The organism is Pseudomonas sp. NPDC078700 (genome assembly GCF_044542375.1).
GTDB lineage: Bacteria > Pseudomonadota > Gammaproteobacteria > Pseudomonadales > Pseudomonadaceae > Aquipseudomonas.
Genome location: NZ_JBITUI010000008.1, coordinates 194,723 through 218,823 on the forward strand (window position 1 = coordinate 194,723; position 24,101 = coordinate 218,823).

Annotated in this window: 18 protein-coding genes; 15 read left to right on the forward strand and 3 right to left on the reverse strand. The window is 53.9% G+C overall.

What is annotated here, in order from left to right; genetic code table 11:
• The first annotated feature begins 25 nt into the window (after positions 1 to 25).
• Both ACIGCM_RS22205 and tpx read left to right on the forward strand, forming a co-directional pair.
• Positions 26 to 1,372 (forward strand): alanine/glycine:cation symporter family protein, encoded by a 1,347-nt coding sequence (locus ACIGCM_RS22205; RefSeq protein ID WP_397504236.1) that lies wholly within the window; start codon positions 26 to 28, stop codon positions 1,370 to 1,372.
• Positions 1,373 to 1,491: 119 nt separating this feature from the next.
• Complete coding sequence (gene tpx / locus ACIGCM_RS22210) at positions 1,492 to 1,992, forward strand: thiol peroxidase (protein ID WP_397504237.1); 501 nt, start codon at positions 1,492 to 1,494, stop codon at positions 1,990 to 1,992.
• Between the two features lie 73 nt (positions 1,993 to 2,065).
• Here the strand turns inward: tpx and ACIGCM_RS22215 are convergent, their stop codons facing one another.
• On the reverse strand, positions 2,066 to 3,061 hold the full coding sequence (locus ACIGCM_RS22215) for an aldo/keto reductase (protein ID WP_397504238.1): 996 nt from the start codon (positions 3,059 to 3,061) through the stop codon (positions 2,066 to 2,068).
• A gap of 120 nt (positions 3,062 to 3,181) precedes the next feature.
• Here ACIGCM_RS22215 and ACIGCM_RS22220 point away from each other — a divergent pair, with 120 nt between their 5' ends.
• From ACIGCM_RS22220 to ACIGCM_RS22275, 12 genes are all read left to right on the forward strand, one after another.
• Positions 3,182 to 4,087, forward strand: a complete 906-nt coding sequence (locus ACIGCM_RS22220) for a LysR family transcriptional regulator (RefSeq protein WP_397504239.1) — start codon at positions 3,182 to 3,184, stop codon at positions 4,085 to 4,087.
• Positions 4,088 to 4,169: 82 nt separating this feature from the next.
• Complete coding sequence (locus ACIGCM_RS22225; RefSeq protein WP_397504240.1) at positions 4,170 to 4,877, forward strand: response regulator transcription factor; 708 nt, start codon at positions 4,170 to 4,172, stop codon at positions 4,875 to 4,877.
• 2 nt (positions 4,878 to 4,879) lie between these two features.
• Positions 4,880 to 6,223, forward strand: a complete 1,344-nt coding sequence (locus ACIGCM_RS22230) for a sensor histidine kinase (RefSeq protein ID WP_397504241.1) — start codon at positions 4,880 to 4,882, stop codon at positions 6,221 to 6,223.
• Between the two features lie 129 nt (positions 6,224 to 6,352).
• Positions 6,353 to 8,581 (forward strand): TonB-dependent siderophore receptor, encoded by a 2,229-nt coding sequence (locus ACIGCM_RS22235; RefSeq protein ID WP_397504242.1) that lies wholly within the window; start codon positions 6,353 to 6,355, stop codon positions 8,579 to 8,581.
• A gap of 104 nt (positions 8,582 to 8,685) precedes the next feature.
• Positions 8,686 to 9,591, forward strand: a complete 906-nt coding sequence (locus tag ACIGCM_RS22240; protein ID WP_397504243.1) for an alpha/beta hydrolase — start codon at positions 8,686 to 8,688, stop codon at positions 9,589 to 9,591.
• Entirely contained in the window at positions 9,588 to 9,878 is a 291-nt protein-coding gene (locus tag ACIGCM_RS22245) for an iron transporter (RefSeq protein WP_397504244.1), read from the forward strand. Before ACIGCM_RS22240 ends, ACIGCM_RS22245 begins: the two co-directional genes overlap by 4 nt.
• Complete coding sequence (locus tag ACIGCM_RS22250) at positions 9,875 to 11,431, forward strand: PepSY-associated TM helix domain-containing protein (RefSeq protein WP_397504245.1); 1,557 nt, start codon at positions 9,875 to 9,877, stop codon at positions 11,429 to 11,431. Before ACIGCM_RS22245 ends, ACIGCM_RS22250 begins: the two co-directional genes overlap by 4 nt.
• Position 11,432: 1 nt before the next feature.
• On the forward strand, positions 11,433 to 11,768 hold the full coding sequence (locus ACIGCM_RS22255; RefSeq protein ID WP_397504246.1) for a DUF3325 domain-containing protein: 336 nt from the start codon (positions 11,433 to 11,435) through the stop codon (positions 11,766 to 11,768).
• 222 nt (positions 11,769 to 11,990) lie between these two features.
• Positions 11,991 to 13,226 (forward strand): MdtA/MuxA family multidrug efflux RND transporter periplasmic adaptor subunit, encoded by a 1,236-nt coding sequence (locus ACIGCM_RS22260; protein WP_397504247.1) that lies wholly within the window; start codon positions 11,991 to 11,993, stop codon positions 13,224 to 13,226.
• On the forward strand, positions 13,223 to 16,324 hold the full coding sequence (locus ACIGCM_RS22265; RefSeq protein WP_397504248.1) for an MdtB/MuxB family multidrug efflux RND transporter permease subunit: 3,102 nt from the start codon (positions 13,223 to 13,225) through the stop codon (positions 16,322 to 16,324). The genes ACIGCM_RS22260 and ACIGCM_RS22265 overlap by 4 nt, the downstream gene beginning before the upstream one ends.
• Entirely contained in the window at positions 16,321 to 19,428 is a 3,108-nt protein-coding gene (locus ACIGCM_RS22270) for an efflux RND transporter permease subunit (protein ID WP_397504249.1), read from the forward strand. The genes ACIGCM_RS22265 and ACIGCM_RS22270 overlap by 4 nt, the downstream gene beginning before the upstream one ends.
• 44 nt (positions 19,429 to 19,472) lie before the next feature.
• On the forward strand, positions 19,473 to 20,924 hold the full coding sequence (locus tag ACIGCM_RS22275; RefSeq protein WP_397504269.1) for an efflux transporter outer membrane subunit: 1,452 nt from the start codon (positions 19,473 to 19,475) through the stop codon (positions 20,922 to 20,924).
• Positions 20,925 to 20,968: 44 nt separating this feature from the next.
• Here the strand turns inward: ACIGCM_RS22275 and ACIGCM_RS22280 are convergent, their stop codons facing one another.
• Positions 20,969 to 21,976, reverse strand: a complete 1,008-nt coding sequence (locus ACIGCM_RS22280) for a TRAP transporter substrate-binding protein (RefSeq protein WP_397504250.1) — start codon at positions 21,974 to 21,976, stop codon at positions 20,969 to 20,971.
• Positions 21,977 to 22,346: 370 nt separating this feature from the next.
• Between ACIGCM_RS22280 and ACIGCM_RS22285 the strand changes: the two genes are divergently transcribed.
• Complete coding sequence (locus ACIGCM_RS22285) at positions 22,347 to 23,081, forward strand: SDR family oxidoreductase (RefSeq protein WP_397504251.1); 735 nt, start codon at positions 22,347 to 22,349, stop codon at positions 23,079 to 23,081.
• Positions 23,082 to 23,104: 23 nt separating this feature from the next.
• On the opposite strand, the gene ACIGCM_RS22290 is transcribed toward ACIGCM_RS22285, so the two are convergent.
• Positions 23,105 to 24,031 (reverse strand): YeeE/YedE thiosulfate transporter family protein, encoded by a 927-nt coding sequence (locus tag ACIGCM_RS22290; protein WP_397504252.1) that lies wholly within the window; start codon positions 24,029 to 24,031, stop codon positions 23,105 to 23,107.
• Positions 24,032 to 24,101 lie beyond the last annotated feature (70 nt).

Sequence of the window (24,101 nt, forward strand, 5' to 3'; positions counted from 1 at the left end):
AACAACAAGAAAAAAGGAGCTAGCGATGGAGTTCATCAACAATCTGGTCAACCAGGTTAACGGTCTCGTCTGGGGGCCGCCGATGTTGGTGTTGATCCTCGGCACAGGTCTTTTCCTGATGCTGCGGCTGAAGTTTATGCCGCTGACACACATCGCCACAGGCTTCCGTCTGATGTGGCAAGGTCGCACTAAAGGCGACAACGAAAGCGGTGAGATTACCCCGTTCCAAGCATTAATGACCACGCTGGCCGCGACTGTCGGTACCGGTAACATTGCCGGTGTTGCCACTGCGATCTTCCTGGGTGGCCCAGGTGCGTTGTTCTGGATGTGGTGTACCGCTCTGGTGGGTATGGCCACCAAGTACTGTGAAGTTGTATTGGCTGTTCACTACCGTGAAAAAGATTCACGGGGTGAGTTTGTCGGTGGCCCGATGTATGCCATCAAGAACGGCCTTGGTAAGAAGTGGGCCTGGATGGGCGCAGCCTTCGCCATCTTTGGTGGTTTTGCAGGCTTTGGTATCGGCAACATGGTCCAGGTCAACAGCATGGCCAGCGCCATGCAAGAGACCTTCAATGTTTCGCCTCTGGTGACCGGTGTTGTCAGCATGGTGCTGGTGGGCATGGTGATTTTGGGCGGTATTCGCCGTATCGGTAAGGTGGCGGCTTCACTCGTTCCATTTATGTGCGTGGCCTACATCATCGCGGCAATCGTGGTGTTGGTGGTTAATGCCGCCGCCATTCCTGCTGCATTTGACCTGATCATTACACACGCCTTCACTCCGATTGCTGCAACTGGTGGTTTTGCCGGTGCAGCGGTTATGGCAGCGATTCGTTTTGGTGTTGCGCGGGGTATTTTCTCTAACGAAGCAGGTCTTGGTACTGCGGGTATCGCTCAGGCTGCCGGTACAACTGACAGCCCGATTCGTTCAGGCATGATCGGCATGCTCGGGACCTTTATCGACACGTTGGTAATATGCACCATGACCGGCTTGGCAATCATCTGCTCGGGCGTGTGGAACAGTGGTACCAGTGGTGCAGCGTTATCTGCAGCGGCATTCGACTCGGCAATGCCGGGTATCGGCGGCCCAATCCTGACCATCGCGTTGGTGATCTTTGCCTTCACCACTATTTTGGGCTGGAGCTACTACGGCGAGCGCTGCTGGGAATACTTGGTGGGGACCAAGTCAATCCTGCCGTTCCGTATTATCTGGGTGTTGGCTGTACCCTTTGGTGCAATTGCTCAGTTGGATTTTGCCTGGTTGGTGGCTGACACCCTCAATGGCTTGATGGCTCTGCCTAACTTGGTGGCGCTGTTGCTACTCAGCCCAGTGGTGGTGAAGCTGACAAAAGAGCATTTCAACAATCAAGGCTAAGTGTGATTCCCACAGTTAGCCCTTGATTGAAATAGCCCCGCAAATCGGGGCTATTTTATGCCTGACATGTTTTACTGGTGTATCGAGTTCGACCATCCAAAACCGAGAGGATCATTGCAATGACTCAAGTAAACTTGCGCGGCAACCCTGTAGATGTAGCAGGTAAATTGCCTGAGGTAGGCCAGCAGGCTCCGGCATTTACGCTGGTTGGTGCGGGTCTGGCTGACGTTAGCCTGAGCAGCCTTGCAGGTAAGCGTAAAGTACTGAACATTTTCCCAAGCGTCGACACGCCTACCTGTGCGATGTCTGTGCGTAAATTCAACACTGAGGCCAGCGGCTTGGCCAATACAGTAGTGGCCTGTATTTCGGCTGACCTGCCGTTTGCCCAAGCACGTTTCTGCGGTGCTGAAGGCTTGGAAAACGTCGTCAACCTGTCGACCATGCGTGGCGCTCGATTCCTTGAAGACTATGGCGTCGCTTTGACTTCTGGTCCTTTGGCGGGTGTTGCTGCCCGTGCAGTTGTGGTTCTGGATGAAAACGACAAGGTTCTGCATAGCGAACTGGTTGCCGAAATCGGTACCGAGCCTAACTATGAAGCAGCAATTGCCGTACTCAAGTAAGGCTTAATTGCAGCGCAAAAAGCCCGCAGTCGCGTTGACTGTGGGCTTTTTTTTGAGTGGCACAACGCACAGTTTACAGCGTGAGCATGGCCATTGACTCTGCGCCGTAGCGATCACCGGCTGCGGCTTGAGCCGGGAAAATCGCGTTTAGTGCGCCCAGCTCTGCAGTGCTCAGGTTGATCTCGAGCGCAGCAATATTTTCTTCCAGATACCGGCGGCGTTTGGTGCCGGGGATCGGCACAATGTCATTGCCCTGAGCCAAGACCCAGGCCAATGCCAGTTGTGAGGCCTTGACGCCTTTGTCCTGTGCTAATTGTTCAACCTGAGTAACGAGCTGCAAATTCTTAGCGAAGTTCTCACCCTGAAAGCGTGGGCTGAAACGTCGGTAATCATCTTCTGCGAAATCTTCGGGGCTCTTTAACGCCCCAGTCAGAAATCCACGGCCCAGAGGGCTGTATGGCACAAAGGCGATACCCAGTTCACGGCAGGTGGCAAGCACCTGATTTTCTTCCGGGTCGCGTGTCCACAATGAGTATTCACTTTGTACGGCGCTAATGGAATGCACCTTGTTGGCACGCAGAAGCGTTTGTGGAGCCACTTCGCTGAGCCCTAAATACCGAACCTTGCCTTCGCGAACCAGATCAGCCATCGCTCCGACTGTCTCTTCAATCGGTACGTTGGGGTCGATACGGTGCTGGTAGTACAGGTCTATGTAGTCTGTTTGTAGGCGTTGAAGACTGCCTTCAACGGATGAGCGTACGTAGTCAGGATGCCCGCTGACGCCCCGCACATGAGGATTTTTGGGGTCGCGTAGCAAGCCAAACTTAGTCGCAATAAACGCTTGCTGGCGCTTCCCGGCCAACGCCTGACCGAGCAAAACTTCGTTGCTGTGCGGGCCGTAAGCATCGGCGGTATCGAACAGGTTCAAACCTAATTCAAGGGCGCGGTGCAAGGTTGCAATTGATTCGTTGTCATCCTGATTGGTTACGTAGAAATCACTCATGCCCATGCAACCCAAACCGATTGCGGATACCTGTGGGCCGTTATGGCCAAGTTGACGCGTTTTCATCGGTAAGCCTCTGTCGAGTAAATGTAGGTTGATTGTGAGTGTTATCTATTGACAGATAAACTGGGTAAACTCGCATTCACTATTTGGATAATCTAAATAATTGAGCCATGCGAGGCTGTTATGGATCGAGTGTTGGCAATGCAGGTATTTGCCCGAATTGTTGAGCTAGGTGGTTTTGGCAAAGCAGCTGACAGCTTAGGTTTGCCCAGAGCTTCGGTCACCCAGTTGATCAAACAGTTGGAAAGCCATTTAGGGGTGCAGTTGCTGCAGCGTACCACCCGGCAAGTACGGCCAACCTTGGATGGTCAAGCCTATTACCAGCGCTGTGTGCACCTGCTGGCTGATATTGAAGAGGCCGAGTCTTTCTTCTCGCAAACCCGGAATAACCCACAAGGTCTGCTGCGCATCGATTTACCGGCGTCACTGGGGCATCGGTTAATAATCCCGGCGCTGACACAATTCTGCTCGCGCTACCCTAAAATCGAGCTGATCGTTGGTTCATCTGACCGGCCGGTTGATTTGGTCCGCGAAGGTGTTGATTGCGTGGTCAGGGCAGGGCATATCCATGATCTGAGTCTGGTTGCACGACCCCTGACGCAACTGCCGCAGATCACCTGTGCAAGCGCTGAGTATGTGCGCCAGTTTGGCATGCCACAGTGCTTGGATGATTTGCCAGCGCACCGCGCCGTGAATTTTGCTTCGCCCCTTAATGGTCGGGTGTTCCCCTTCGAGTTTATGGTTGATGGCAAGTTAATTGAAATCGCCCAGCCGGGCAAAATCACGGTAACCAACGCAGAAGCGTATGTAGCGGCGTGCGAAGCAGGGCTTGGCATTATTCAAGGGCCGGTTTATCACCTGCGTGAGCAAGTTACGGCAGGGCGTTTGGTTGAAATATTGCCTCAGCATCGACCACCTGCCATGCCGTTAACCGCCTTGTATCCGCAGCACCGTCAACTTTCCAGGCGGGTGCGGGTATTTGTTGATTGGTTGGTTGAGTTGTTTAGCAAAGAGGGCTGGCTGAGTTGAGCCTTTAGCGCGTTTGAACAGATGTTCAAGCCGAGTAATATCTGGCATTATCGCAACTGGTTATTATTTGCGTTTGATTGGCATGACTAGCGGCTCGGTAACAGCTCATATTTTGGCGATTGAAGATGATCCTGTGCTTTCTGTGCATTTGCAGGAGCATCTTTGCAGCCGCGGTTTTCAGGTAACCCTGCACAAGGACGGCAAAGCTGGCCTGGCACAAGGACTGACGCAACCCTTCGATTTGGTCCTGCTGGACATCCTGTTGCCCAATCTTGACGGGCTTAATGTGCTTGAGCAGTTGCGTCACCACAGTAGTGTGCCGGTGATACTGATCTCAGCATTGGGGGCCGAGCAGGATCGCATTGCCGGCTTTAGTCAGGGGGCCGATGATTACTTGCCCAAACCCTTTACCATGGCGGAACTGGAAGTGCGTATCGCCGCCATTATGCGTCGCGTCGCTTATGAGCGTGGTTATCAGAAGGTCGCAGCGCAGATACCCAGCCTTGAGCTGAGCCAGCAGCAAACTGATGTGCGCCATCAAAACCAGTGGGCGCAACTGACCACCACTGAATTTCGCCTGCTGGAATTACTCATCGAAAATGCCGGTGAAGTCCTGAGCAAGGCCTTTCTCTATCAGCAAGTCTTGCACCGGGCTTACTCCCAGCATGACCGCAGTCTAGACATGCACATCAGCCATGTCCGGCGAAAACTGTCTGCCATTGGCTATCTCAGCGGGCGTGTGGAGACGGCCTGGGGCAAGGGCTACGTCTTCGAACTTGATCCGAGTTGAAGATGCGATCCACCTATCCATTGTTCTGGCGTCTTGCTGCGCAGCTTCTGGGGCTGTGCATTGTGATTGCGTGGGGCGCTTGGTATTGGAGTGGCGTAATTGAGCAACGCACGGCTTACCTCAGTAAAGCGGCTCAGCAGCAGTTGCACGCCTATGCCCATGAGGCAGAGCAGGCGTGGATACAAAAGGGCGCTGAGGGGGTTGATCAATGGGTCGCACGAATGGCCGAGCGCGAACCCGAGATTTGGGTTGCTGTAGTAGGCCGCAGCCAAGCGAGCATGAGCAGCCAGCCCTTAAGCGCCGAAGAGTTTACTCATCTGCGCAGGCTACGCAGTGTTGACGGCCCCATGAGCAAGCGCGTGAGTGGCTTACCTTTTATTGGTGTGCCATTCGTCCAAGCAGTTGACCAAGGCCAGGTGATTATTCAATTACCACGGCGTTTTGTGCCTGAAGGTTTTACCTGGTCAATGCAGGTGATGTTGCAGGGCGTGGTGCCAGCGGTCTTGGCTTTGCTGCTGTGCCTGTTGATCTATCGCCAGGTGATAGCGCCCCTTGGTTATTTGCTGGAGCAGGTCAACGCATTGGGCGGCGATAATCTGGGTGCTCGAGTTTCTCCCAAGCTCAGCCAGCGCCAAGATGAATTGGGCAGGTTGGGGCGGGCATTTGATCGCATGGCCGAGCGATTGGATAAAACGGTATCGTTACAACGCCAATTGCTGCGCGATGTCTCACACGAGTTACGCACGCCCCTGGCGCGCTTGCGGGTGGCCGGGGAGTGCGCCGCAGATGCACCAGAGTTGCGTCTGCGTCTTGAGCGAGAAGTTAACTCGATGCAAGTGCTGGTCGATGATACGCTGGAGTTGGTCTGGCTGGACACCGAGCGCCCACAGTTGGATTTACAAGACATTGATGTAGCCGCCTTGTGGGGCGTGATCTGTGAAGATGCCTGCTTTGAAAGCAGTTGGCAGCCCAATCGCCTGCGCTGCGAGTTGCCGCACAATTGTCATGTGCGCGGGCATTTGAACAGTTTGGCGCAGGCATTGGAAAACATCGTGCGCAACGCGATTCGCCATTCACCCGCCGAAGGTTGCGTGGTGTTAAGCGGTCAGCCACAGGCGGATGGCTGGTTGCTGACGATCGAAGATCAGGGCGGTGGTGTTGATGAATCACAGCTTGAAAGGATATTCCAACCGTTCACCCGTTTAAGTGCTGCAAGGCCGGGCGGAGAAGGTTTTGGTCTGGGTTTGGCTATCGCCAAAGGCGCTGTGCAGCTGCAAGGCGGTCAGCTCTGGGCCGATAATGGCGACACTGGTTTGAGACTTTGGTTGCGCTTACAAAGTGTATAGTTTGTAAATGATCTTTATTCTCTAACGAGAATCAATATCATCTCCGCCGTCAAGTGTGCGGGCTGGAGCGCTGAAGTTGCTTTATAGCTCCCCGCGTCGCACTTATTTTGCAGACAAGGAGAGATGTTGATGCCGTACCGCCCAAAACTTAATCACCTGACACTGGCACTTCTGGCGCTGAGTGGTTCGCCGGTCGCGTTGGCCGCTGATGAGCAAAGCAATTCCAATGGCAGCCTTCAGCTTCAGGACACTTATGTGTTGGGTACTGCCGAAGAAGAGCTTAAGCAGGCACCGGGCGTTTCAATCATCACCGCTGAAGACATCAAGAAGCGCCCTCCGGTAAACGATCTCTCCGATATCATCCGCAAGATGCCTGGGGTTAACCTCACCGGCAACAGCGCTACTGGCCAATATGGCAATAACCGCCAGATAGACATCCGCGGCATGGGCCCGGAAAACACCTTGATCCTGATTGACGGCAAGCCGGTTAGCTCGCGTAACTCCGTGCGCATGGGCCGCAGTGGCGAGCGCAATACGCGGGGCGACAGTAACTGGGTGCCTGCATCCGCAGTAGAGCGTATTGAGGTTTTGCGTGGTCCCGCGGCGGCTCGTTATGGTTCCGGTGCGGCGGGCGGTGTAGTCAATATCATCACCAAGGCACCGACCCTTGAACACAGCGGTCAGGTAACGGCTTACACCAACCTGCCTGAAAATGACGCCGAGGGTGTAACCAAACGCATTAACTTCAATATGGCCGGGCCCATTATGGAGGCGCTGTCCTACCGTTTGTACGGCAACTTCAACAAGACCGACGCTGATGATTTGTCGCTCAATGAAGCGTTTGCCGCCAGCCCAACGGCGACCCCGCCAGCCGGTCGTGAAGGGGTACGCAACAAGGATATCGATGGTTTGTTGCGTTGGGATCTGGACCCCCACCAAGTGCTTGAGTTTGAAGGTGGCTTTAGTCGCCAGGGCAACATTTATGCGGGTGACCGCGCTGTCAGCACCAACGGCACGGAGTTGATCAACCAATTAGCCAGTGATGGCAAAGAAACCAATGTCATGTACCGCCAATCGGCTTCGGTCACCCATCGCGGCGATTGGGATTTCGGCACTTCGCAAGTGGTTGCTTCCTACGAAAACACCCGCAACCGTCGCCTCAATGAAGGCTTGGCCGGTGGGCCGGAAGGCAGTATCAATAGCTCAGATGACCGCTCGACGTCTGAGCTTAAAGCCTATCGCCTGGCCGGTGAAGTCAATATGCCGCTGCAAGTTGGTCGCCCACAGGTGCTTACGCTTGGCACCGAGCTGACTCGTGATGAACTGGACGACCCATATTCGATGACGCAAAGCACCGGCAATGGCGGTGACGTTCCGGGTGCCGATACAGGCGTGCGCTCGGGCAAGGCCGATGCTGACAACTATGCGGTGTTTGCTGAAGACAATATTGAACTCACCGATCGCTGGATTCTGACTCCAGGGCTGCGTTATGACCACCACAGTCAATTTGGTGGCAACTGGAGCCCAAGCCTCAACAGCACGTACAAAATCACCGATGCCATCTCGCTAAAAGGCGGTGTTGCCAAGGCGTTTAAAGCGCCGAACCTGTACCAGTCCAACACCAATTACCTGTACTACACCCGCGGTAATGGCTGCCCGGTTGATGCGCCGAACTTAGGCAGCGGCTGCTATGTGCAGGGTAACGACGATCTCGATGCAGAAACCAGCATCAACAAGGAAATCGGCATTGTCTATGACGAAGCCGGCTGGAATGCTGGAATTACTTACTTCCATAACGATTACAAAGACAAGATCACCGCCGGGCTTGATCAAGTCGCGCTGACTAATAGCAATGGCCGTGTTTTCCAATGGGAGAACGCACCAAAAGCCGTGGTTTCCGGCTGGGAAGGCAGCTTGAACATTCCACTGCTGGGCAATGAAGGTGAAGTGCTTAGCTGGAACAACAACTTCACCTACATGATCGAGAACACCAATAAATCGACCAATGAACCCTTGTCGATCATTCCGGAATACACCATCAACTCGATGCTCGATTGGACGGTCACCGAGAGTCTCGACCTTTCATTCAACATGAGCCATTACGGCAAACAGGAGCCACGCAACCTCACCTCGCGTGGGGCTGCTGCTACTGGTGATGAACTTAGAACTCGTGGCAGCTACAGCATCTTTGGTTTAACCGGGAATTATCAATTGGATGACACCTGGAGTTTCTCAACCGGGATTAACAACCTGTTCGACAAAGAGATCAAGCGAGAAGCCAACTCAGGCGGTGAGGGTGCCAATACCTACAACGAACCGGGCCGTTCCTACTTCGCATCGGTGACTGCGAACTTCTGATTACTGTGCTCCTTTGGCCGCTCTAATCAGCGGCTCTTACTCTGCCAGCGACCCTGGCGGAGTTGTTTTTTTAGAGTGTGGTGTGAATCAAGGAAGCGGATGAAATGAAGTATTTGCTGCTGTTGTTGTCGTTTCTATCCTGGGCAATCCAGGCCAAGCCAGATTTGAGCAGAACCATGGGTGAAACCCTGGCAGATCGTGGTTCAGCATTTTTCAATTTTGATCAGGTTGATCTGCCGTCCAAAGATGGCCAGCGCCACTATCGGGTTTATCTGGCTATCCCCAAGCAACCTGCTGCGCCCTCAGGCTATCCGGTGCTGTATATGCTCGATGGCAACGCCGCCTTGGCTGCGCTCAAGGATGACTGGATTCAAGGTTTGCCGGAAACACCTCTGCTGGTGATGATCGGTTATGCCGGTGAACGGTTAATTAACACGCAAGGCCGAACGCTGGACTACACCCCGGCGTTGCAGAATGGCCAGGTATTTGTAGATGAATCGTCACGGGGCAATCAGGCTGGTGGTGCTGCCGATTTTTTGGCCTTGATCGAAAGTCAGATCAAACCCCTTGTTGAGGCTAAATACAGATTGGATATGCAGCGGCAAAGCCTTTGGGGGCATTCATTTGGCGGGTTGTTTGTTCTCAATACCTTATTTACTCAGCCGCAGTCCTTTAATCGTTATATCGCTGCCAGCCCCTCACTCTGGTGGCAATCTGGTTTGATTCTGGACGTCGAAAAACACATGCCCCAAGGCGTTCAGGCACAGTTATTAGCCTTGCGCGGTGAGCAGGAGGGACAGGCCCGGAATGGCCGGGACATGCCTAAGGCCAGAGCCGAAGCCATGGCTGCAGTGGGTGTTGATGCTTTACCCAAGATGGTCCAGCGTTTAAGCCAAATATCTGGTTTATCGGCTCAATACCAGCAATTGCCAGCGCTTGGCCACGGGCCAATGTTGGCTGCGTCCATCCCATGGGCGCTGAAAATCTCGACGGAGCCGTCAGCACAATGAAAACCCAGGCTTTCAGCTGGCCGATCCTGTCGCGGGCGTTGGCTGCCATATTTGCAGGCTATTTGTTCACCTATGCCTTCACCGCTGCACTGGCGCAGTGGCTTCCCGCTGAGCCACGCACTGCCATGACCGTGGCAACCCTGCCAGCGTTTGTGGTTTACCCCTTGGTGATTCTCTGGGCCTTTGCCTGCGAGCGGGTGAAGGTCGTCTGGGGCGCTTTGCTTTTGACCAGCAGTGCGCTGCTGATCGCCGGATTTTGGCCACAATTAACGAGCACTCTGTCATGAAGTCGCAATCATTAACCCAGTCGATGTCATGGCTACATACATGGACAGGGCTGGTATTTGGCTGGCTGCTGTTTGCTATTTTTCTAACCGGTACATTGGCTGTATTCGACAAAGAAATCGATGTCTGGATGCGCCCGGAAGCCCCTGCGCACAAGGTTGAGCAAACCCAAGCTGCGCAGCGGGCGATTGCCTACCTGCAAGCCAATCATGCCAATGCTTCAGCTTGGAACATCAGCCTGCCAACCCAGCGCTCACCTGATCTTACGGTTTCAGCCGGTGAGCAGCGCCGGGGTGGGCCGCGACAGTACCTCGACCCTGCCACCGGGCAGCCCATAAGCGTACGCGACAGTGCAGGGGGCGGGCATTTCTTTCGCTTTCATTTCACCCTCAATATGCCGCGCAATATTGGCATATGGCTGGTTGGATTTGCCGCCATCGGTATGTTGGTTGCACTGTTTAGCAGCCTGATTATCCATAAGAAATTTTTCAAGGAGTTCTTTACCTTTCGCCCTGGAAAAGGCCAGCGCTCGTGGCTAGATGCGCATAACGCGACCGGCGTATTGGTGCTGCCGTTTCATTTGATGATCACCTACAGCGGCTTGGTGATTTTTTCGGTGATTTATATGCCGGCTGCAGTTGATGCCTTGTTCGATGGTGATCGCCAGGCTGCATTTGGCCGCGGCCAGCAGCAACAGCAGCAAGGTGTGAGGCAGGGGCAGAGGGCTGAAAAACCGCTTACTGTTGCAGCAGAATTGACCTCCATTGGGCCGGTGCTGATCGAGGCAGAGCGGGTGATGGGAGAGATAGGCTCGTTGTCTATCAGTAAACCCGGGCACAGTGATGCAAAGATTGAAGTGCGCCCGGTGTTAGGTAACCGAATCGAGCTCACCAAGGGCAAAAGCATGACCTTTGCTGGGGTCAGTGCCGAGATTTTGCAGCAACCGGAGCAGAACCGTGGAGCCATGCTGACGCAGCGGGTCATCGCCGGTTTGCATTTCGCTCAATTCGGCGGTTATCCAATGCGCTGGTTGTACTTTTTATGCAGCTTTGCCAGTTGCGCAATGATCGCCACCGGGCTGGTACTGTTCACTGTTAAACGCCGCCGCAGGTACGATGCGGAAGGTCTTGTGGGGGCCTGGTTATACAACGTTGCCGAGCGCTTAAACGTGGCAATCGTTGCAGGGTTGAGCATCGCCTGTATTGGCTACCTATGGGCAAACCGTATTCTGCCTGTTGAGTTGGCGCAGCGTGGCTCGGTAGAAGTGCAGGTCTTCTTTGGTCTCTGGTTGTTGACGTTAATTCACGCTTGTTGCCGTCCTTATCTTCAGGCATGGCGTGAGCAGTTAGGAGTGGCCGCTCTACTGTGCTTAGTTCTGCCGGCGGTGAGCGCGATGACATTGACGCAACCTTGGGAAGAGCCAATCCGGCTTTATCTTGAACTCACTGCGATTATCTGCGGGGCATTACTGGCCTTCTGCGCTTGGCGGACAGGCCAACCAAAAGTACAGACCACATCCCGCCGACAGGCCACGACTGTGGCGCAGGTGAACTGAGATGCTGATTAATTTTTTTGCCGGACTTTTCTTGGTTTATTGCGCCATGTCAGCGCTTTGCCTGGGCATAAAGCGCCATTATAAAAATGTCTGGAAGCGTGAGCCGCTGCCCTATGTCTGCGCTACGTTGCGTGTAGCCGGATGGTTGTTGCTGGGTGTAGGGTTTATGGCCTGTGTATCGAGCTGGGGATGGGCCATGGGGCCTATTGGTTGGCTTGGGCAGATTAGCCTGACCGGTTTATTGCTGGTCATGAGCCTGCCCTATAGGCCAAAACTGGCGCTAACCTTGCCCGTTGTAACCTCGCCTGTATGGTTGATTGCCTGGGCGCTGATCTAAGCGCGATGCTTCTTTGAGCACGGCTGGATAAACCCGTCTCGGCTTCCAGCCTCAGGCCCCTTTATACCCTCTCAATCAGCGTTCTAGCGTCTAGAAACGGCGCTAAATTGTGCGTGATTGGCACAATCTGCAACAGACCATAAGTAAATAGCTGGTAAAGAGGCTTTGCTTAGGCCGTAAGAGTGCTTATCGTTCAGCTTCCTCTAGGATGTGATCTGAGATATGCCTGATTCGAACAATACCCTGACCCCTGCAAAAACCTCACGCCAATGGTTAATTGGCTTGGTTTTATTGGCTGTAATCGCTGCATTGGTGTGGGGTTTTTGGCCAGCAAAACCAGAGAAAGTCGGTAACCAACGTTTTGGCGATATGGGGCCAGTCCCGGTGCGTGTGGCGGAAGTGGTGGCGGCGGACTTCCCAATTGAATTAAAAGCACTGGGTACAGTAACTGCCTATAACACGGTAAATGTGCGTGGCCGGGTTGATGGCGAGCTTATGAAGCTGCTGTTCAGTGAGGGGCAGCGGGTCAAGGCAGGGGACTTATTGGCGGTGATTGATCCGCGACCTTATCAGGTGGCCTTACAGCAAGCACAAGGCGCGGTGCTGGAAAATCAAGCTCAGCTGAAAAATGCTGAAATTGACTTGGCCCGCTACAAAGGTCTTTACGCAGAAGACTCCATTGCCAAGCAGACCCTGGACACCCAGTCGGCCTTGGTCAATCAATACCGAGGCACGGTTAAAACCAATCAGGCTGCGGTTGCTGAAGCCAAGCTCAATCTTGACTTCACTCAGGTGCGCGCACCTATCAGTGGACGCTTGGGGCTGCGTCAGGTTGATATCGGTAACCTCGTGACATCAGGGGATGAGTTACCGCTGGTGGTGATTACTGAAACCACACCTATTGCCGTGATGTTCACCCTGCCTGAAGCGGAATTACCTGCCGTGTTGAAACATTACCGTGCCGGCGAGACCCTTGAAGTTGAGGCCTGGGACCGCAGCGAGAAAAATCGCTTGGCTGAAGGACAGTTGGAGACGCTGGACAACCTGATCGACACCGCAACAGGCACGGTCAAACTCAAGGCCCGGTTCGCCAATGCGGACGAAATGCTCTATCCAAACCAATTTGTGAATGTTCGCTTGCGTGTCGAAACCAGGAAAAATGTCGATGTGATCCCTGCTGCTGCCTTGCAGTTCGGTTCCCAAGGTCCCTTTGTGTATATCGTCGACAACGAAGACAAGATCCGTATTCGCCAGGTTGAGGTCGGCCCAAGTAATGGCGAAACAACCTTGATCGAAAAGGGCATCAAAGTCGGCGAGCGAGTGGTGCTTGAAGGCACCGACCGCTTGCGTGATGGCAACAAAGTTGACGTTTTGGGTACAGGCTTTACGCCTGAGCCTGAGGCTGCACCCGTGCCTCTTGCAGCTGATACTGATGGCAAACCGAAGCGCAAAGCATGAATGTTTCTCGCCTGTTTATCCTGCGTCCGGTTGCGACCACGCTGATTATGGTGGCGATTTTCCTTAGCGGGATTATTGCCTACCGTTTGTTGCCAGTGTCTGCTTTGCCTGAAGTCGATTACCCGACTATCCGGGTCATGACCTTGTACCCGGGTGCAAGTCCGGACGTAATGACCAGCGCGGTCACCGCGCCACTTGAACGCCAGTTCGGGCAAATGGCTGGTCTCAAGCAAATGTCTTCGACCAGTTCAGGGGGCGCATCGGTTATCACCTTGCGCTTCAACCTTGAAATAAAATTGGACGTGGCCGAGCAAGAAGTGCAGGCAGCCATCAATGGTGCGACCAATCTATTACCCAATGATTTGCCAGCACCACCGGTTTACAGCAAGGTAAACCCGGCTGATACGCCAGTCATGACCTTGGCGATTAGCTCGAAAACCCTACGTTTGCCTGAAATTAACGATCTGGTCGACACCCGTCTGGCGCAAAAGCTAGCGCAAACCAGCGGTGTTGGCCTGGTTTCTCTAGCCGGTGGCCAGCGGCCAGCGGTGCGCATCCGCGTTAACCCGGATGCATTGGCCGCTTATGGCTTGAATCTGGCCGATATCCGCACACTGATTACCGCCAGCAACGTCAACCAGCCGAAAGGTAACTTTGACGGGCCTACACGGGTGTCGCAGCTTGATGCCAATGACCAGTTGATCTCGGTCGATCAATACCGTCAGTTGATTATCAGCTACAGCGAAGGCGCTACGTTACGCCTTAAGGATGTGGCAACCATTGTCGATGGTGCCGAGAACCAACGCCTTGCTGCCTGGGCCAATCTGAATAAAACCATTCTGGTTAACGTCCAGCGTCAACCGGGTGCCAACGTAATCGATGTGGTTGATCGCATTCAGACCTTGTTGCCAAACCTGACGGAAGGCTTGCCTGCCAGCGTTGATGTCACAGTGCTGACAGACCGCACTCAAACCATTCGCGCTGCCGTCAGCGATGTACAGCACGAGATGATGATGGCAATCGCGCTCGTGGTATTGGTGACATTCCTGTTTTTGCGTCGGTTGTCGGCGACCATTATTCCTTCGATTGTGGTGCCGCTGTCACTGATCGGCAGCTTCGGCATCATGTACTTGGCCGGTTTTACCATCAACAACCTGACGTTGATGGCACTGACCATTGCCACCGGGTTTGTGGTCGATGATGCAATCGTCATGTTGGAGAATATCGCCCGCCATATTGAAGAGGGCGAAACCCCATTTAATGCAGCACTCAAAGGGGCCAAGCAGATTGGCTTTACCTTGGTGTCGCTGACCATCTCGCTGATTGCGGTATTGATCCCGCTGCTGTTTATGGCCGATGTAGTGGGGCGCTTGTTCCGTGAGTTTGCCATCACCCTGGCTGTAGCCATTTTGATCTCGCTGGTTATTTCCCTGACCCTGACGCCGATGATGTGCGCGCGCTTACTTAAACGCGAGCCAAAGCCTGAAGAGCAATCCGGTTTTTACAAGGCCAGCGGCGAGTGGATTGACCGCCTGATTCACCATTACGGCATAGGGTTGCAATGGGTACTCAAACGTCAACCTCTGACCTTGTTTGTGGCAATCGCCACCATGGGCCTGACCGTCGTTTTATACCTGGCTGTGCCAAAGGGTTTCTTCCCGGTACAAGACACCGGGGTGATCCAGGGCATTTCAGAAGCGCCGCAATCGATTTCCTTCACCGCCATGAGCGAGCGCCAGCAGCGGCTCGCCGAAGTGGTACTCAAAGACCCGGCTGTGAGCAGTTTGTCATCTTACATTGGTGTTGACGGTGATAACCCGACCCTCAACAGCGGACGCATGTTGATCAACCTCAAGCCTCACAGTGAGCGCGATCTGAGCGCGAGCGAAGTGATTGACCGGCTGCGTCCTGAAATAGCCAAGCTCAGCGGTATTCAACTCTACTTGCAACCGGTGCAGGATTTGTCGATTGAAGACAGGGTCAGTCGCACACAGTTTCAATTCAGCATGGAGTCGCCGGACTTGGCCCTGCTGGAGGAGTGGGTACCCAAGTTGGTTAGTAACCTGCAACAACACCCTGAGCTTACAGACGTCACCAGCGATCTACAAAACCGTGGCTTGCAGGTTTACCTTGATATCGACCGTGATAAAGCTGGGCGACTGGGGGTTAAGGTCTCGGACATTGACGATGCGCTGTACGATGCATTTGGCCAGCGCCAGATTTCGACTATTTACACCCAGGCCAACCAATACCGCGTTGTCTTAGAAAGCGAGAACGGGGGCAGTATTGGCCCGGCCGCACTGCGCCAAATTCACGTCGCAACACCCGATGGCGCACAGGTTGCGCTGTCAGACCTAGCTCACATTGAGCAGCGTGCAGCGAGCCTGTTAGTCAACCATATCGGTCAGTTTCCGGCAGCCACTTTGTCGTTCAACTTGGCCCCCGGCATTGCGTTGGGTGATGCGGTTAAGGTCATTGAACAGGCGCAGCAGGATATTGGTTTACCCGCGGGTATCCAGACTGAGTTCCAGGGCGCAGCCCAGGCGTTTCGTGCATCGTTGTCGAGCACATTGCTGCTGATTCTGGCAGCGGTGGTGACCATGTATATCGTCCTCGGGGTCCTTTACGAGAGCTATATCCACCCAATCACCATCCTCTCGACTTTGCCGTCTGCCGGCGTGGGGGCATTGTTGGCCTTGTTGCTGACCGGTAATGATCTGGGTTTGATTGCGATTATCGGCATCATTTTGTTGATTGGCATCGTCAAGAAGAACGCGATCATGATGATCGACTTTGCCCTAGACGCCGAGCGTAATCAGGGCATGCAACCTGAAGCGGCGATCTACCAAGCGGCCCTGTTGCGCTTTCGTCCGATTTTGATGACCACCCTGGCGGCGTTGTTTGGTGCCGTGCCACTGATGCTCGCCACAGGTTCAGGTGCAGAGTTGCGCCAGCCCTTGGGTTTGGTAATGGTCGGTGGCTTGTTGGTCAGCCAGGTCCTGACATTGTTCACCACTCCGGTGATTTATTTGTACTTTGACCGTTTGGCGCGCCATCTGACCGGGCGCAGCGCTGCCGGGATTCTGGTCAAACCATGAACCTTTCAGCGCCATTTATCCGCCGCCCGGTGGCGACACTGCTGCTGAGCTTGGCCATTATTTTAGTCGGCGCGGTTACCTACGGCCTGCTTGCCGTTGCGCCATTGCCGGACATGGACTTCCCGGTGATTACCGTTGATGCCACCTTGCCAGGTGCCAGCCCGCAGATCATGGCGTCGAGTGTGGCAACGCCACTGGAACGTTCGCTCGGCACTATTGCAGGCATTAGCCAGATGAACAGCCGCAGCAGCCAAGGCAGCACGCGGATCATGATCCAGTTTGAACTGGACCGTGATATCAATGCCGCTGCGCGCGAAGTGCAAGCGGCGATCAATGCCTCACGCGACCTGTTGCCCAGTGGTATGCGCAGCATGCCTACCTACCGCAAGATCAACCCCTCGCAAGCGCCGATTATGGTGCTTGCACTGTCATCGGATGTACTGAGCAAAGGTCAACTGTACGACGTCGCCTCGTCGGTTATCGCGCAAAAACTGTCGCAAGTAACAGGGGTAGGCGAAGTCCAAATTGGCGGCAGTTCTCTGCCTGCGGTGCGGGTTTCGCTGCAACCGCGCATGCTTGATCATTACGGTATTGCGCTCGATGAGGTGCGTGAGGCCATTAGCGATGCCAACTCCAAACGGCCCAAAGGGGCAGTCGAAGATGAAAACAATCACTGGCAGATTCAAGCCAGTGACCAGCTAGAGAAAGCCGCTGACTACAAACCCATGATCATCCGGTATCAGGATGGTTCTGTGGTTCGCTTAAGTGATGTGGCCAAGGTCACCGATGGCGTAGAGGACCGCTACAACAGCGGCTTCTATAACGACCAAAGCTCGGTGCTGCTGGTCATCAACCGTCAGACTGGCGCAAATATCCTAGAAACCATCGCCAGTATTCGCGAGCAATTACCGGCGTTGCGCGCGGTGATTCCAGCCAGCGTTAATCTGCAAGTAGCAATGGACCGTTCGCCCGTCATCAGAGCCACTCTGCATGAAGCTGAAAGCACGCTGTTGATTGCTGTGGCTTTGGTTATTCTGGTTGTATACGGCTTTCTCGGTCGTTGGCGCGCCTCGATGATTCCTGCACTGGCGGTGCCTGTATCGCTGGTCGGGACCTTTGCAGCCATGTACCTGCTCGGTTTCTCGTTGAACAACCTGTCGCTGATGGCGTTGATTTTGGCCACAGGGCTCGTAGTTGACGATGCAATCGTGGTGCTTGAGAACATCTCGCGGCATATCGAAAATGGTGAAACCCCAATGGCGGCCTCATTCAAAGGGGCCAAAGAGGTGGGTTTCACACTGCTGGCGATGAACCTGTCGTTGGTTGCGGTTTTCGTCTCTATTCTGTTTATGGGCGGTTTGGTCGAGAGCCTGTTCCGCGAGTTTTCGATCACCTTGGCCGTGTCGATAATTATCTCCTTGCTGGTCTCACTGACGCTGACGCCCATGCTCTGTGCTCGCTGGCTTAAAGCTGAAGATCACCAGTTGCCACCGAGCCGCTTGCACCGGTATTTGGAGCGCTTTGGCACGGTGATTTTAAAGGGTTACCAGCGCAGCCTGGATTGGGCGTTGCGCCATTCGTTACTGATGCTGATGAGCTTGTTCGCAACCATCGCCTTGAACATTGTGCTGTTTGTCATCGTGCCAAAAACCTTTTTGCCGCAACAAGACACCGGGCAGTTGATTGGTTTTGTTCGCGGCGATGATGGCTTGTCGTTCCAGGTCATGCAGCCAAAAATGGAGACCTACCGCCGGGCTATTCTGAAAGACCCCGCGGTCGACAGCGTGGCCGGTTTCGTCGGCGGTGCAGGCGGCATCAACAACGCCTTTATTATCGTGCGCCTAAAGCCTGTGGCCGAACGCAAGATCTCATCCCAAGACGTAATCAATCGATTGCGCCGAGATGTGCCCAAAGTAGCTGGCGGCAGGTTGTTCCTGATGCCTGACCAAGACCTGCAGATTGGCGGCAGGCAAGGGCGAAGCTCAGAAAACGAATACATGCTGTTGTCGGGTGACCTCGATCAACTGCGCCAGTGGCTGCCGAAAGTACGTGAGGCTCTGCGCGCATTGCCCGAGCTGACCGATATCGACGCCAAGGAGAACGAAGGCGCGCAACAGATCAGCTTGGTGGTTGACCGCGATATGGCCAAGCGCTTTGGTGTGGATATGGCCATGGTCACCAGCGTGCTGAATAACGCCTACAGCCAGCGGCAGGTCTCGACCATCTATGACACGCTGAACCAATACAGCGTGGTCATGGAGGTTGATAAGCAATATGCCGAGCATCCCGAATCCCTGGATCAGATCAAACTGATCACTGCCAATGGTGATCGGGTGCCACTCTCAACCTTTGCTCACTGGGAACGTAGCCTCGAGGAAGACCGGGTTAACCACCAAGGTCAGTTTGCCTCGGAAAATATCGGGTTCTCATTGGCTGAAGGTGTCAGTCTCGATCAGGCAACCGCGGCCATTGATAAAGCAGTCGCCAAGGTTAATTTGCCAACCGAAGTGCAGGGTATGATGAGCGGCACCGGGGCGGCTTTCCAGCAAACCCAGGATAACCAGCCACTGATGATTTTGCTGGCACTGGGTGTGGTTTATATCGTCTTGGGTGTGCTTTACGAGAGTTATGTGCACCCACTGACGATTCTTTCAACCTTGCCCTCGGCTGGAGTTGGCGCTTTGTTGGCGCTGGAGTTGCTCAATACCGAATTCAGCCTGATTTCTTTACTGGGGCTGTTTTTGCTGATCGGGGTGGTCAAGAAAAACGCGATCCTGATGATCGACTTGGCATTGCAGTTTGAGCGCCAGCAACGCATGAGTCCTTTCGAGTCGATTCGCCAAGCATGTTTGCTGCGTTTCAGACCGATCATGATGACTACCCTTGCTGCCATTCTCGGGGCCTTGCCCTTGGTCCTGAGCAGTGCAGAAGGTTCGGAAATGCGCAAGCCACTGGGCATCACCATTGTCGGCGGGCTTATCCTCAGTCAATTGCTGACCCTTTACACCACACCGGTTATTTACCTTTATTTCGACCGTTTGCGCCATCGGGTTAACCGCTGGCGTGGCGTGCGTACGGATGCAGCCTTGGACACACCGTTATGATGATTTCAGCCCCTACAAAAGCACGCAGCACGCGCCTATTCAGCATGCTCGCATTGAGTATTGCACTAAGTGCTTGTGCGGTTGGCCCAGACTATAAACGCCCTGAGCTCAATACCCCTGCACAGTTCAAAGAGGTGCAGGGCTGGAAGGCAGCGGTGCCAGCAGACGCACTTGAGCGTGGTGCCTGGTGGGAGCTGTACGGTGATGCAGAACTCAATGCCTTGGTTGCACGACTCAATGTGTCTAACCAGAACCTGGCGGCTGCTGAAGCCCAATATCGTCAGGCCCGGGCATTGGTCCGTGGTGCGCGTGCCGGTTTTTACCCAACAGTTTCCGGAAGCACGGGGGTGACCCGCACAGGCCAGGGCGGCGGCAGTAACGTGGTATCGACATCGGATGTTATCAATTCAGGCAGTGGCAGCACATCGACCATCACTAAAAACTACGATGCCACGTTAAACGTCGCCTGGGAGCTGGATATCTGGGGCAAATTGCGTCGCTCGTTAGAGTCAAGCAAAGCGGGTTTCGAGGCCAGTGCGGGTGATTTGGCGGCTGCAAAGCTGAGTTATCAGTCTGAAATGGTGCAAAACTACCTGCAATTACGTGTGCTTGATGATCAAAAACGTTTACTGGATGCCACGTCAGCAGCCTATGCACGCTCGCTGAAGTTAACTGAAAACCAATACAAAGCTGGCATTGTGCCGAAGTCTGATGTCAGCCAGGCGCTTACTCAGCTGAGAAGCACTGAAGCACAGGCGATTGATCTCAATTGGCAGCGTGCACAGCTTGAGCACGCCATTGCTGTGCTAGCGGGTGTTTCGCCTGCCGAACTGAGCATTGCGTCCCGTGAGCATTTGCCGCAGCTGCCGCAAATCCCCGTTGCCTTACCTTCGCAGCTGCTCGAACGCCGACCTGATGTCGCCGCGGCTGAACGGCGTGTGATTGCGGCAAATGCAGATATTGGGGTCGCCGAAGCAGCCTGGTATCCGGACTTAACCCTTTCAGCTTCGGGCGGCTATCGTGGCAGTAGCTTTCATGACTGGATTGACCTGCCTAACCGCTTTTGGTCGATCGGCCCGAATCTGGCGATGACCTTATTCGATGGCGGTGCACGCAGCGCTGAGGTTGAGCGTGCTGAGGCAGCATACGACCAAACGGTTGCCCAATATCGCCAGTCGGTACTCGATAGTTTCCGGGAAGTTGAAGATTATCTTGTCCAGTTAAATGTCATGGAACACGAGGCGCAGGTGCAGCAGCAAGCCGTTGAGTCGGCGCGCGAATCACTGCGACTGATCCAAAATCAGTACAAGGCTGGAACCGTCGACTTCAATAGCGTGGTCACCGTTCAGGCCACCGCGTTGAGCAATGAGCGCACGGCCCTAACGCTCTTGGGCAGCCGTTTGACGGCAAGTGTGCAGCTGATTGCTGCATTGGGCGGTGGCTGGACAACCGCCCAGTTGGTGCCGCCGGCCGATCAAGACGATACATTGGAGTAAGTATAAGCCCGCACGTCTTCGCCGGCGGGCTTAGCGCTGTGCAGTCAGTCGCGTGACTTACGGTTTACGACCTCTGCGGCTTTCATCACATCCGCGCCAATCTGCTGTTCAAACTGTGCCCACACCGGTTTCATTGCTTGACGCCAGGCTTGGCGCTGCTGGTCGTCAAGGGCAATGATCTGACTGCTGCCTGAGGCTTCTATACGGTGACGGTCAGCCATGTTGGCTTCCTCCGCCTGACGATTCACCGAGTAAGTCACCTCATCGATGATCCCTTCAAGTATCACGCGGGTGGCGTGCGGAATGCTGTACCAAAAGGTCGGATTGCTCACTAGCATGTAGTCGAGCACGCCGTGGTTGGTTTCAGTGATATAGGGCTGAACAGTATTGAGTTTTTTACTGTAGATATTTGACCAGGGATTTTCTGCGCCTTGTACCTTACCGGTTTGCAGGGCCTTGAAAACCTCGGAGAAGGGCAGTACTTCAGGGGACGCTGCTAGCTGGTTGAACTGAGCACTGAGTACGTCCGATGGCTGTATACGAAACTTCAATCCAGCGGCATCCGCTGGAGCGTACAGCGCTTTGTTGGCTGATAACTGTTTCATCCCGTTATGCCAGTAAGCTAAACCTACAATGCCTTTAGATTCCATGCTGCGCAGCAACTGACGGCCTTTTGCCCGTTTTTGAAAGCGATTCACGGCCTCCAGGTCGTCGAACAAAAAGGGCAAATCGAAAATTTGCAGCTGTTTGGTGTAGTCACCGAACTTGGCCAAAGAAGGCGCAAGCAACTGTACCTTGCCGTCCTTGAGCGCCTGCAGTTCATCAGCATCGCCGTAAAGTGAAGAGTTGGCATACACCTCAACTGAGACTTTGCCCGACAAACGCTCCTCAACCAGTTTTTTAAATAGCAACGCACCTTGCCCTTTAGGGGTGTCATCAGTGACCACATGGGCGAATTTTATGACGATAGGGCCATTCTGCTGAGCACTGATGGCCGGTGTTGAAGTGATCGCTATGGCACAGGCCGCCACGGCAAACAGTTGCTTAAACATGCTCGATTCCTTTTGTTTTTTTTATCAGTGTTGGCGCTTTGCGCGTCTCTTCCTATGGCAATGCCTGTGCCAATTACGCTGATTTGCGCGAGGACAATGGTTACCGAAAAACCTAGGTGAACCAGTTCGCAGAGGGTGGCGATATGTCGCCATCTAAGGAGGTTTGATCAGCGGAATTTTGCCGGTTAAACAGATTTAACCCTTTGCTAGGTGCGATCAAAACCAAACATTAGATTGCCTGGATCCAGATGATTGGTCAGTCAGAACCGGCAATTCACAGCTATACAGATGTAAGTCACAGATTTTGCATGATGTCAGTTTGCCGCCACTCAGCAATTCGATGGCGAATGATCCATAAGAGAGAATAATTATGTCTAAAGTTGCCATAGTCACTGGCGCGTCGAGAGGCATTGGTGCAGCCATTGCCAAGCGCCTAGCCAAAGAGGGTATCAGCGTCGTAGTCAATTACGCCTCCAATCCCGCGGATGCTGAAAATGTAGTTCGCGAGATCATGGCCACAGGCGGTAGAGCCTATGCGGTGTTGGCCGATATCGCTGATCCAGTCGCTGTCGAAGCATTGTTTGATCAAACCGAGGTCGCTTTCGGTGGTATCGATATTCTCGTCAACAATGCCGGTGTCATTCAGCCAGGGTTGGTGCCGCTCAAAGACACGGACGATGAGTTGTATCAGCGAATTTTCTCGATCAACACCCAAGGCACCTTTAACACCTTGCGTCTTGCCGCTACCCGTTTGCGTGAGGGTGGGCGGATCGTCAATTTTTCAACCAGCGTGATTGGTATGGCGTTACCTGGATATTCGGTTTATGCCGCCTCTAAAGCTGCCGTAGAGGTTTTCACCCAGATTTTTTCCAAGGAGCTGCGTGGCCGACGTATTAGTGTCAACGCTGTTGCACCCGGGCCGACTGCAACCAGCCTATTTTTTAATGGCAAGACTGATGACCTGATCGAAAAACTGACCCAGCAGCCACCGCTTGAACGACTTGGCACCCCCGAAGATATCGCAGGTGCTGTGGCATTTTTGGTCAGTGAAGAGGGTGCATGGGTCAATGGACAGATTATCAGGGTCAATGGTGGCATCGTCTGAGTGAGCGCTAGGTGAAGGCAGGTCTAGTGCTCACTGGGTCTGTTGCGCCGCCTGAGTATGTGGTTTTTAAGCACAATACTCAAAACAACGCCGATGCACACCGACAGCAGCGGCAGTGTTGTCACCAGATGCAGGTTGGGTAAAACCAAGAGAATTTGGGCGTCATTACCCCCGAGCATCATTGATGCGCCTCCGCCCATCAGTATTCCGGCAGCGAGGTAGCGACATGAGTCGCGTAGATTGATTGCTCTGTAGTCGAATGTTTTGCGGACAAGGGTAAAACTGTACATGCCAATCAGCATCAAGGCGAAAACCCCAATCCGTGCCGAACTGATGTGCCATTGCCCGGGTACCCATACCGCTTTTGCCAAATCATAAAACAACAAGCTTGGGGTCCAGTTTGGCTCGAAGGTGTACAGGGCACTGGTCAGTAGACCCAGCAAAATGCCGTAGCCAACAAAGTGTTTCTCGCGTTGAAAGCGGATGAGTAGAAGTAAACTGCCAATGACCAAGCCAATCGCCAGCAGGTAATTAAAACTCGAAGGCGAGGGCGTAAGCCTGAGCTTTTCGGTCTTATCCATATTGAACTGATGCCACAGCAAAATCCCAATAACCCAGCCAATGATTGTAAAGGCTTTGCTGAGATTCCCACGTGCCAGCTTGGTTAGAGTGCCGACACTGCACCCATCATTAACGACCGAACTGATACCGAAGAGTAAGCCACCCAGAATGATGTGTGGGTAAGGTGCAATCGGCTGGTAAAAGGGTTGCGACACCCCAATGCTTTGATACAACGGCGTCAGCAGCAGGCCGAACAGCCCACAGGACGCAAGCGCAACGAACAGTGTGGGTCTTTTATGCATCGCCATGGTAATGGCCGCTACGAGGCACAGGCCCATGCGCTGCGAGATCCAGCCGATCATAAATGCCAGTGTAAGGGTAATAAGCACTACAACCTCGTTGTTTAAATCCCAGGCTTTGTAGAGCTAGGCACAGGGTTATCACTAGAGTGTCGTAAGC

Bases quoted from the DNA above. Each gene is read 5' to 3' on its own strand.
- ACIGCM_RS22205 (WP_397504236.1), top strand. From the start codon at position 26: ATGGAGTTCATCAACAATCTGGTCAACCAGGTTAACGGTCTCGTCTGG.
- tpx (WP_397504237.1), top strand. From the start codon at position 1,492: ATGACTCAAGTAAACTTGCGCGGCAACCCTGTAGATGTAGCAGGTAAA.
- ACIGCM_RS22215 (WP_397504238.1), bottom strand. From the start codon at position 3,061: ATGAAAACGCGTCAACTTGGCCATAACGGCCCACAGGTATCCGCAATC.
- ACIGCM_RS22220 (WP_397504239.1), top strand. From the start codon at position 3,182: ATGGATCGAGTGTTGGCAATGCAGGTATTTGCCCGAATTGTTGAGCTA.
- ACIGCM_RS22225 (WP_397504240.1), top strand. From the start codon at position 4,170: ATGACTAGCGGCTCGGTAACAGCTCATATTTTGGCGATTGAAGATGAT.
- ACIGCM_RS22230 (WP_397504241.1), top strand. From the start codon at position 4,880: ATGCGATCCACCTATCCATTGTTCTGGCGTCTTGCTGCGCAGCTTCTG.
- ACIGCM_RS22235 (WP_397504242.1), top strand. From the start codon at position 6,353: ATGCCGTACCGCCCAAAACTTAATCACCTGACACTGGCACTTCTGGCG.
- ACIGCM_RS22240 (WP_397504243.1), top strand. From the start codon at position 8,686: ATGAAGTATTTGCTGCTGTTGTTGTCGTTTCTATCCTGGGCAATCCAG.
- ACIGCM_RS22245 (WP_397504244.1), top strand. From the start codon at position 9,588: ATGAAAACCCAGGCTTTCAGCTGGCCGATCCTGTCGCGGGCGTTGGCT.
- ACIGCM_RS22250 (WP_397504245.1), top strand. From the start codon at position 9,875: ATGAAGTCGCAATCATTAACCCAGTCGATGTCATGGCTACATACATGG.
- ACIGCM_RS22255 (WP_397504246.1), top strand. From the start codon at position 11,433: ATGCTGATTAATTTTTTTGCCGGACTTTTCTTGGTTTATTGCGCCATG.
- ACIGCM_RS22260 (WP_397504247.1), top strand. From the start codon at position 11,991: ATGCCTGATTCGAACAATACCCTGACCCCTGCAAAAACCTCACGCCAA.
- ACIGCM_RS22265 (WP_397504248.1), top strand. From the start codon at position 13,223: ATGAATGTTTCTCGCCTGTTTATCCTGCGTCCGGTTGCGACCACGCTG.
- ACIGCM_RS22270 (WP_397504249.1), top strand. From the start codon at position 16,321: ATGAACCTTTCAGCGCCATTTATCCGCCGCCCGGTGGCGACACTGCTG.
- ACIGCM_RS22275 (WP_397504269.1), top strand. From the start codon at position 19,473: ATGCTCGCATTGAGTATTGCACTAAGTGCTTGTGCGGTTGGCCCAGAC.
- ACIGCM_RS22280 (WP_397504250.1), bottom strand. From the start codon at position 21,976: ATGTTTAAGCAACTGTTTGCCGTGGCGGCCTGTGCCATAGCGATCACT.
- ACIGCM_RS22285 (WP_397504251.1), top strand. From the start codon at position 22,347: ATGTCTAAAGTTGCCATAGTCACTGGCGCGTCGAGAGGCATTGGTGCA.